The sequence below is a fragment of the Rhodococcus sp. IC4_135 genome (assembly GCF_011602025.1).
GTDB lineage: Bacteria > Actinomycetota > Actinomycetes > Mycobacteriales > Mycobacteriaceae > Rhodococcus_F > Rhodococcus_F baikonurensis.
Genome location: NZ_JAAOLG010000039.1, coordinates 1 through 8,955 on the forward strand (window position 1 = coordinate 1; position 8,955 = coordinate 8,955).

The following is an 8,955-nucleotide window of genomic DNA, read 5'->3' on the forward strand; positions in this document are numbered from 1 at the left end:
TCTGGTGTGCGGCTTCGCCCAACCGTCGACCGCCTCGTACAGCGTTTTGTCGGTCCGCTGGGTCAGCGAATTCTCGAGAGCAGAAGTGACCGCCACGCCCGACGCCAACAAACCCAGCGCGGCCAACACCAGCAAAGCGGCAACCAGTGTGAAGCGCAGCGGCAGTGAATGGAGGCGGAAACGACCCCGCTTCGGAAGCTGATCGTTTTCCGCGGCGGCGATCATTGCCGCGGTTCACGCATCACGTAGCCGACCCCACGCAATGTGTGAATCAGCGGTGTCTCCCCCGTATCCACCTTGCGACGCAGGTAGGACACGTAGGACTCGACGACTCCGACCTCCCCGCCGAAGTCGTAGTTCCAGACGTGGTCGAGAATCCGCGGCTTGCTGAGAACCGTCCCGGCGTTGACCATGAAGTAGCGAAGCAGTGTGAACTCGGTGGGTGAGAGTGCGACCAGTTCGCCCTTCTTCCAGACCTCACGGGTGTCGTCGTCGAGTTCGATGTCGGCGAACTTCACGCGCGGCGACTGCTCCGGCGCGACACCGCGACCGGCACGGCGCAGGATGACCCGCAACCTCGTCACGACCTCTTCGAGGCTGAACGGCTTGGTGACGTAGTCGTCCGCGCCGAGGGTCAGACCACTGATCTTGTCGTCAAGCGAATCCTTCGCCGTCAGAAACAGGACCGGCGCGTCCACGCCGTCGGCGCGGAGGCGTCGAAGCAGACCGAAGCCGTCCATCCCGGGCATCATAACGTCGAGAACAATCGCGTCGGGGCGGAAAGTCCGTGCGACGTCCAGACCTTGCGCGCCGCTCGAAGCAGTTGCCACCTCGAAACCCTGGAACCGGAGGCTCACGGAGAGCAACTCCACGATGGTGGGTTCGTCGTCGACGACGAGGATGCGGGCTTCAGGGGTCTTGTCGGTCACGAGAACCATCTTCTCCCTTGGCACTGGAATCCCGCTGTATGTTCCCTGGGAGCTTCCTGTGAACGGCCGAGTGCAGGTGAAAAGCTGAGTGCAGGTGAAAAGCTGGGGCGCAGGCCCACGAACCGGAAGGACGCGGCATGTCACTGCCTCCACTGTGGAACAGAGACTGCTTGACCTGGCGCATTCCTCTGTTCACCAACAACACCGATCCCGGCGAGGATCCTGGCTTCGCACCACCGGAGTCTTGGGCACAAGCCCTTGCTGCTGTTGCCCAAGATCTGCGTTGTCTGCGATTCGGGCCTGAAGTGGTTGTCGATCGTCTGATCTGGGAATTTTCGATCAACAGCGACTACAACGTCACGATCGGCTGGCAAGGCGCACGCAACATCGGCGGATTCAGCCACTTCGACGCAATGCCGATGGAAGACGCAATGCCGATGGACGACGCAATATCGATGGACACTGCATTCGCGGACGCTGCGGTGTGGGTCGCCGATATCGTTCAGACCAAATTGGCCGGCTACGACTTCGTCCAGTGGCCGAGCCGAGGGCGCCATCTGCTTGTTCCTCGACGTCGAGACGGGGAACCGGTGTGGATGGATCCGCACGGTGACGTGACGGTCGGTCGCATCGGAGAGTTGTGCAAAAATGCGACCAATTATGCAGCAACCTAGCTCAGTTCAAATCGCTCAGCTCTACGGTCCTGTGGCGTCTGCGTTGGTCGGCGGCGTGGTGGCCGCATACGCAGTGGCCGAGTCGCGAGTGGACGACTTCTCGTTCTCCGACGACGGCGTTACCTCGGTGGTGATCACGCCGCAGTGGGCGGGAGCAACCGCCGCGGTAGTTGCCGCAGTCGGCGTTGCGCTACTGCATCGCTGGGGACGTGGCGGATTCGCGAGTGTCTTCGCTGCGGCCGGCGCCCTCGCCATCGCGCTACCGACATTCGTTTCGATCTCCGCCCAAATGTCGGTGACTCTGAATGCAATCGGGGCCGGCGCTTTCCTCGCTGCGGCGGCATTTCCGACGAAGGGGCACCGCGGAGCACAAATCGCTCTCGCACTCGGGCTGATCACGACGACCCTGTACTTCGGCGCCGCGGACTTGTGGCGCGATCGCGTCGCCCGATGGTCACTCACACTTCCAGGTGATACCTATCCCGTGCCGTCCACGGTTCCCGTCTGGATTCTGCTCGCTGCAACTCTTCTCGTGGGCGGGGTCGCCTCAGTCGCACGCTCAGAGCAGGCACCGGACGACGTCGACACACGCCTGGTGACGCTGGGAGTTGTTCTGCCTCTGGCATTCACGGCTCTCTATGTGTGGTTGGGCTCGCCGTCGACATCACATGGGTCCTGGTTGACTGCAGTGGGGATCGCGGTTGCCGCAACCGTCGCACTGGCTTGGCGGTTGCCCCCACACGACGGTCGTTTCATACTCGTCGGACTTGCAGTCAGCGCGGTTTCGGTCGGCACGATCCGCTTTTCGTCCGACTGGACTTGGGCGATACCCGCGAGCGCTGCTGCTCTGGCGCTGGGCGTCGTCGTCGGCTGGAAAAGACCGATGCCCCAACTCGGGCTGGGACTCCTTGCCGTGACCACACTCTCGGGACTGCTGGGTGCCGCCCCGACCACGGTTACCCACATCCTCGTCCTCCCGCTTGCGCTGGGACTGGCCGTCGCGTCATGCCTGCCTGTTGCTGTCGGAGCAGTTTCGAGCGGGGCCGTACTGCCCTTCGCTCTCACGTTGTTCTCGGTTTCAGCGACCTTCTTGGACCCGGCCGCGCAGGAATTCGGGTGGTCGAACGGTCCGTTCGCCGAACACGGCCCTGCCACGGTGAACACGTCGATTCCACTGGCCGTTCTCGCGGCGACGGCGACGATCGTGGTGGCCATGACGACCATCCATCTGAAGAGAGTTAGAATGGCGGTGGTGACCTAAATCGCCAGCTGATCGGGTCGGAACGCAGAATTCTGTTGCTATGGTTGGTTGGTCAACGACGACATCCGGACGAGCGCACCGTACCCGGCCAGCGAAAAGACGGTGCCTTGGGAGTTGTTCACCATGGCATGGATCGTGCTCGTCATTTCCGGACTTTTCGAAGCTGTCTGGGCTACCGCACTCGGTAAGTCCGACGGATTCAGCAAGATGTCACCCACCGTCGTCTTCGTCCTCGGCCTGATCGTCAGTATGGCTGGTCTGGCCTACGCAATGCGCACCCTTCCCATCGGGACTGCGTACGCGGTCTGGGTGGGCATCGGCGCTGCCCTCACCGTCGGATATGCGATGGTCACCGGCGCGGAGTCCACGTCGGTCGTCAAGATACTGCTGATCCTTGGCATCGTCGGTTGTGTCGTCGGTCTGAAGGTCCTTCACTGACCGGCGATCCTGGTGAGTGTTTGTGTGTTACCGGTTACAGTTAATGCATGAAACTGCTGGAGATGCTCACGCTTCCCCTACGCGCGGGCATTGCAGCCGCAGAGATCAGTTTGGGAATCGCGGAGCTGACGGTCACGACAGTTCGTATCGCCGTCGGTAATACCGGCGCCGTGACGGCGGGTGCTGCCGGCCTGGCAAGCCCCCGCGGACCCATGCAGATGATCCAGCAGTTGTCATCGCTTACTGCAGACGATCGGCCCATCGGGCAGGCCTTGGCCCCCGGTGGGCCGCTCGATCGACTTCTCTCACCCGGCGGTCCGGTCGACAAACTGACCGCACCCGACGGCACACTCGAACGACTACTCGCTCCCGGCGGACCACTCGAAAGACTTCTGGCCCCGGGCGGTCCGTTGGATCGAGTGCTCGCCGAGAACGGCGCTTTGGAGCGGCTACTCGCCCCGGACGGATTACTCGATCGAATGATGGCCGAGGACGGTCCGCTGGAACGCCTGACGGCACAGGACGGTGCCGTCGAACGCCTGACGGCCAAGGACGGCGTCATCGATCGCGCACTGGCCGAGAACGGCATCCTCGAAACACTCCTGGCAGAGAACGGCGCCTTCGAGCGGCTCATCGCCGAAGGCGGCCCGCTTGACCAGATCGTTGCACTGTCCGACACCTTGACTTCCCTCGCCCCCAACCTCGAGCGAATGAGCGCAAGCATCGAGGTACTTCAAGAAACCGTCGGAATCCTCAGTGCTGCAGTCGGTCCACTCGGAGAACTGGCCGGCAAACTTCCCAATCGGTGGCTCAAGAGCAAGAGCGAGCGCCCAGGGCCGGACCTTCCGATCGAGTCGGCATAACGAAGGGTTACTCGCCGATTACGCGGTCAGTTGTTGATCACGATATTGAGATTGATGATGATTCCGCCGAAAGTCAGGATCGTGTTGGCCAAGCCAACTGTCATTCCGCTGTTCAGAGCCGCGATCAGTCCGTTCATCGTCGTATCCCCTTCACTGTCTACGGGTTACGCGTACAAGATTGTGCGCTGGCGCTGACAATAGGCCAAGTTCGCGACCTGCGCGCCATTGCGGAGAAAACTTGTACCCCGGTCGCAGTTTTCACGTTAACTGTTGCAGGACAACATAATTCCAAGATCGGCGCACTACCCGCTAACGGCCGAATCAAACATCACGATTGGGCATACGGAGCCCACTCCACATAACCGTCCGTCTCATCAGACACTTGTCCACCCAAACAGAGTGCACAACAGTTAGTCCGGTGCAACAATAAGACGAATCGGACATGCCTGCGACGTGATGGGGAAGGGTGGTTGAAACAATGACGGCGCCGCGCATTGCCAGGGAACACCGCGGCCCCACCGGGGGCCGAAATTCCGCGTCGCAGGACAGCCTGGACGCCGCCTCGGACGCCTTGCAATCGCTCTATGCGCACCTCGATCCACACGCTCAGGCAGAGCAGTTCCTCGAACAGGTCTGCAAACACGCCGTCGACCTCATCGCCGACGCGGACATGGCCGGAATTACCATCGGCGGTTCGGATTCGACGTTCCGAACCGTAGCCGCCACCCACCAACTTGTTCGCACCGTCGACTCGATTCAATTCCGACTGGACTACGGACCGAGTGTGACGTCGTCACGCACAGGAACGGTTGTCCGCGCACATGCCAGCGAAGCTCACAGCCGGTGGCCTCAATTCGCAAGCGCGGCAAAGGCAGTCGGCGCCGTCAGCTTCTTGTCGATGCCGTTGCCCGGTAGAGATCGCCCGCTGGGGACCCTCAACCTCTACAGCCACGACCTCCGAGGTTTCACCGGAGCCGACGTCGCACTGCTTCAACTGTTCGCCGTGACCTCGGCCTACGCACTGCACAGCTCGCAGCGCCTCGACATCGCCAGAAAGCACGCGATGGACCTCGAGCGAGCACTCGAATCGAGAGGCGTCATCGAACAGGCCAAGGGCATCATCATGGGCACTCATCGCGTCGACGCCGACCGAGCCTTCCGCATCCTCATCCAGGACTCGCAGCGCAGCAACGTCAAACTGCGAGTGATCGCCCAGCAGTACATCGACGGCGCGATCGACCCGCGTCAGGCTACGAACAAGCCGGAGACCAACTGATCCGGGCCTGCTGAACCGGGCCGGCAAACACAGCAGCATCTCGGCAAACACAGCGTCTCGGCAAACACCGCATCCTGGCAAACACAGCGTCTCGGCAAACACAGAGGCACCCACCAAATTCTCGGTGGGTGCCCTCTTCGATGGAGCCTCCTGTCGGGATTGAACCGACGACCTTTCGCTTACAAGGCGAGTGCTCTACCACTGAGCTAAGGAGGCGAAGACCGACGCGTTCCCGCGACTGACTTGCGGAGCCATCATATCCAAGCCGTCACGGTGGCCGCGCCCGGGTCACGTTAGATAGCGTGGGCCCCATGCGCAACTCCCACTCCGCCCCCTGATGGCGAAATTCACCGAAGTACTCACACGCCTGACGGGTAACCGCCAAGCCACCGTCGACACGGTCACGTCGGCTCCCGCACCGCTTCAACCGATCGACCTCACCGACGACGCCGTCGTCGCAGAAGTCCTGGACCTGGCGGTTCGGGTCGGCGAAGTCCTCCTCGCATCCGGGACGGCGGCCATGGACACGGCGGAGCAGGTGCAGTTCATCGCCGCTACCTACGGCCTTGCCCAGTGTGACGTCGACGTCACCTACAACTCGATTGTGCTCTCTGCCTATCGCGGCCCGACGCGACCGCCGGCGAGCACGATGCGCATCGTCCACTACCGCTCGATGGACTTCACACGATTGGCGGCTGTCGACCGACTGACGCGTCGTATCCGTCGTGAGGCGATCACCCCGGACCAAGCGCACGACGCGCTCACAGCCATCACGACAGCGCCCCACCCGTACAACCGATGGACCGCGACCATGGCCTGGGCTGCGATGGCGGCTTCGGTCTCCGTCCTGCTCGGCGGCGGGTTTCTCGTTGCCACAGTCGCGTTTCTGACGACGATGGTGATCGACCGCGTCAACCGCGTACTGAACCGGTTCGGGTTGCCGTTCTTCTTCCAGCAGGTTGTCGGTGGTCTCATCGCTGCTGCGCCCGCAGCGACGCTCTATACCTTTCAGGACCAGCTGGGGATCAGTATCCGGCCGTCGTTGGTGATCGCGGCCGGAGTGGTCGTCCTGCTGTCCGGGCTGTCGTTGGTGGGCTCGGTCCAGGACGCGATCATGGGTGCGCCGATCACGGCTGTCGCGCGATTCTTCGAAGTGGTGATGATGACGGGCGGCATCATCGCGGGCGTCGCGATCTCGTTGCGGATGACCGGAATGCTGGGTTCGACGCTTCCGCCGATCAACGTGGAAGTCTCCACCATCACCCAGTTGCCGATCCTCATGCTCTCCGGTGCGTGTGCTTCAGTCTTCTACGCGCTTGCCTGCTATGCCGAGCGCCGCGCACTGACCGCGGCGTTCCTGGGCGGCGCGGCCGGCAGTGGTGTGTCGATCTTCGTGCAGACACTCGACGTCGGCCCTGTGATCGCCGCCGCGATCGCCGCAACCGTGGTCGGTCTCGCCGGTGGCCTGATGGCACGTCGCGCCCTGACGCCTCCGCTGGTTGTCGCGGTCGCCGGCATCACTCCCCTGCTCCCCGGTCTGTCGCTGTATCGAGGCCTGTACGCATTGCTCAACGACCAGGTACTGATCGGCCTGACTGCCTTGCTGTCGGCCTTCGGCATCGGCTGCGCCCTGGCCGCGGGCGTGACACTCGGCGAATGGGGAGCGCGCACGCTGCGTCGTCCCCGAATCCTGATGCGCGTCGACTCGCTACGCCGGCCGATGGTCCGCAAGCGCAGACGCCGGGTTCCCGTCACCGAGAAGTAGAGAGATACGAGCAGAAAGAGCTGGGCACCTGACGGTGCCCAGCTCTTTCGGTTCACTCGGCGGTTTCCGAGCGGTGAGAATCAGCTCTCGACTGCATGCTTTCCGCCGGCAGCCTGATCGGCTTCCATGGCCTCGCGCAGGCTCTTCGGACGCATGTCGGTCCAGTTCGCCTCGACGTATTCGAGGCACGCCTTGCGGCTGTCTTCGCCGAACACCACGCGCCAGCCGGCGGGGACCTCGGAAAACGTGGGCCACAGCGAGTGCTGGTCCTCGTCGTTCACCAGCACGTAGAAGCGGCCGTCTTCGTCATCGAAAGGGTTAGTGCTCATCTCGCCTCACTCGTTACGTACGTGTCTTGTGCGCCCAGACTAGCAAGCGCACCAGTTCGGTTCTGGTGGCTCAGTACCGACGCCAGAATCTCCCCCGCCCGCACTGCCACGTTCGACAGCAGCGACGACGTCAATCCGTGAGTCTGTTCTGTCCCACCCTGCAGATAGATACCGCCTGTCACGTCCTCCGTTACAGCCAGTCGATAATCCCGACTGACGTTACGCGGAACGGACGAATCCGGCACGAGTTCACCCAACAAATTGTCCAGCGGTGCCGGGGTGAAACCCGTGGCCAGAATGAGTGCGTCGCACGACAGCGTGTCGGTCAAGCCGTCGAGGTTGCTACGGACGGCCAGTTCGATGCCGGATTCCGTCTCGACAGCGCTCGCGATCTCCGAGGCCCGACGCATGAACAGTCGCCGCGGCCCACGAACCATCTCCTGATACTCGGTGGCATACAGCTTGTTGATCAGTTCGATGTCGACGACCGAGTAATTGGTACTGCGGTGCAAATCGAGCAGTCGACGTCGTTCCGCGGCGTCGGCGCCGTGCAGCTGATCGACGGCTTCGGGATCGAAGATGCGGTTCGCGTACGGGCTGTCGTCTGCCGGGCTGTAGCCGTAGCGGGCGAAAACACTGTGAACTTCGGCGGTCGGGTAGTTCGTGTGCAGGTAGTCGACGATCTCTGCGGCACTCTGGCCGGCGCCGAGAACGACGAACCGGTTGTGTACGGGCTCCGGCATGGCTTCGAGGTGGAAGAGGAACTGGTGATTGTGGAAGCACCGGGACGACGGCGTTGCCCATTCCGGGATCCGCTCTTTCAGCCCGGCTCCGACGACAATGTTGCGCGCGATCACCGTGTCACCGTCGGCTGTGCGAACCGCAAAGCGATCGACCACGCCGTCGGAGTTCTTGATGCCCTCGACCCCGTCGACGGTTGTCCCGAACTGCACGTCCGCGTCGACTCGTCGAGCTGCCCAGCACAGGTAGTCGTTGAATTCGTGGCGTGTGGGGAAGAAGGTCTGGTGGTTGACGAAGTCGACCAGCCGACCCTGCTCGAACAGATACGAGAAGAAGCTGTATCCGCTTTGCGGGTTGCGGAAGGTCACCAGGTCCTTCGGAAACGCGATCTGCATCGTGGCACCGTCGAGCAGCATCCCGGGATGCCACGCGAACTGAGACTGCTTTTCGAAGAACCGCGCGTTCACCCGATCAACGGCTGCACAATTTGCATTGTGTTCTTCGACAGCGATGGCCAACGCGAGGTTGGCCGGCCCGAACCCGACGCCGACGATGTCGACAATGGCAGGTTCGGCGCTGGAGTCTCTCGGTGATTCACTCATTACAGGTAGTCCATCCCCGACGGGACGACCTGATACGGTCGCCAATCGATGTCCCGAAGTAAGTAGCAAAGGCTACC

General features: G+C 62.4%; 9 protein-coding genes, 1 tRNA gene, 1 pseudogene and 1 riboswitch. Of the genes and pseudogenes, 6 read left to right on the top strand and 5 right to left on the bottom strand.

The window, feature by feature from the left end; translation table 11 throughout:
- Positions 1–225, bottom strand: a pseudogene (locus G8767_RS31515) (two-component sensor histidine kinase); the annotation flags it as partial.
- Complete coding sequence (locus G8767_RS31520) at positions 222–938, bottom strand: response regulator transcription factor (protein ID WP_007734368.1); 717 nt, start codon at positions 936–938, stop codon at positions 222–224. The gene G8767_RS31520 and the pseudogene G8767_RS31515, both read right to left, overlap by 4 nt.
- A gap of 128 nt (positions 939–1,066) precedes the next feature.
- On the opposite strand from G8767_RS31520, the gene G8767_RS31525 reads away from it, so the two are divergent.
- The 5 genes from G8767_RS31525 (at position 1,067) to G8767_RS31545 (ending at position 5,441) form a co-directional block, all read left to right on the top strand.
- Positions 1,067–1,603 carry a hypothetical protein gene (locus G8767_RS31525; protein ID WP_166813782.1) on the top strand — a complete coding sequence of 179 codons (537 nt, stop codon included), beginning with the start codon at positions 1,067–1,069 and terminating at the stop codon, positions 1,601–1,603.
- Positions 1,604–1,634: 31 nt separating this feature from the next.
- On the top strand, positions 1,635–2,864 hold the full coding sequence (locus G8767_RS31530; RefSeq protein WP_346843056.1) for a hypothetical protein: 1,230 nt from the start codon (positions 1,635–1,637) through the stop codon (positions 2,862–2,864).
- Between the two features lie 46 nt (positions 2,865–2,910).
- Positions 2,911–2,973, top strand: a riboswitch (guanidine-III (ykkC-III) riboswitch).
- Positions 2,974–2,987: 14 nt separating this feature from the next.
- The gene (locus G8767_RS31535) at positions 2,988–3,302 is read left to right on the top strand and encodes a multidrug efflux SMR transporter (protein WP_095971489.1); all 315 of its coding nucleotides are present in this window, start codon (positions 2,988–2,990) and stop codon (positions 3,300–3,302) included.
- Between the two features lie 47 nt (positions 3,303–3,349).
- Positions 3,350–4,165 carry an ABC transporter gene (locus tag G8767_RS31540; RefSeq protein WP_095971455.1) on the top strand — a complete coding sequence of 272 codons (816 nt, stop codon included), beginning with the start codon at positions 3,350–3,352 and terminating at the stop codon, positions 4,163–4,165.
- Positions 4,166–4,643: 478 nt separating this feature from the next.
- The gene (locus tag G8767_RS31545) at positions 4,644–5,441 is read left to right on the top strand and encodes a GAF and ANTAR domain-containing protein (protein WP_095971456.1); all 798 of its coding nucleotides are present in this window, start codon (positions 4,644–4,646) and stop codon (positions 5,439–5,441) included.
- A gap of 141 nt (positions 5,442–5,582) precedes the next feature.
- On the opposite strand, the gene G8767_RS31550 is transcribed toward G8767_RS31545, so the two are convergent.
- Positions 5,583–5,657 (bottom strand) — tRNA-Thr (locus G8767_RS31550).
- Positions 5,658–5,778: 121 nt separating this feature from the next.
- Here G8767_RS31550 and G8767_RS31555 point away from each other — a divergent pair.
- A complete protein-coding gene (locus tag G8767_RS31555; RefSeq protein WP_007734361.1) occupies positions 5,779–7,206 on the top strand; it encodes a threonine/serine exporter family protein in 1,428 nt (475 codons plus the stop codon).
- A gap of 80 nt (positions 7,207–7,286) precedes the next feature.
- Here the strand turns inward: G8767_RS31555 and G8767_RS31560 are convergent, their stop codons facing one another.
- Positions 7,287–7,535, bottom strand: a complete 249-nt coding sequence (locus G8767_RS31560; RefSeq protein ID WP_003945538.1) for an MbtH family protein — start codon at positions 7,533–7,535, stop codon at positions 7,287–7,289.
- On the bottom strand, positions 7,532–8,878 hold the full coding sequence (locus tag G8767_RS31565) for a SidA/IucD/PvdA family monooxygenase (protein ID WP_166813786.1): 1,347 nt from the start codon (positions 8,876–8,878) through the stop codon (positions 7,532–7,534). Before G8767_RS31565 ends, G8767_RS31560 begins: the two co-directional genes overlap by 4 nt.
- Positions 8,879–8,955: the final 77 nt, after the last annotated feature.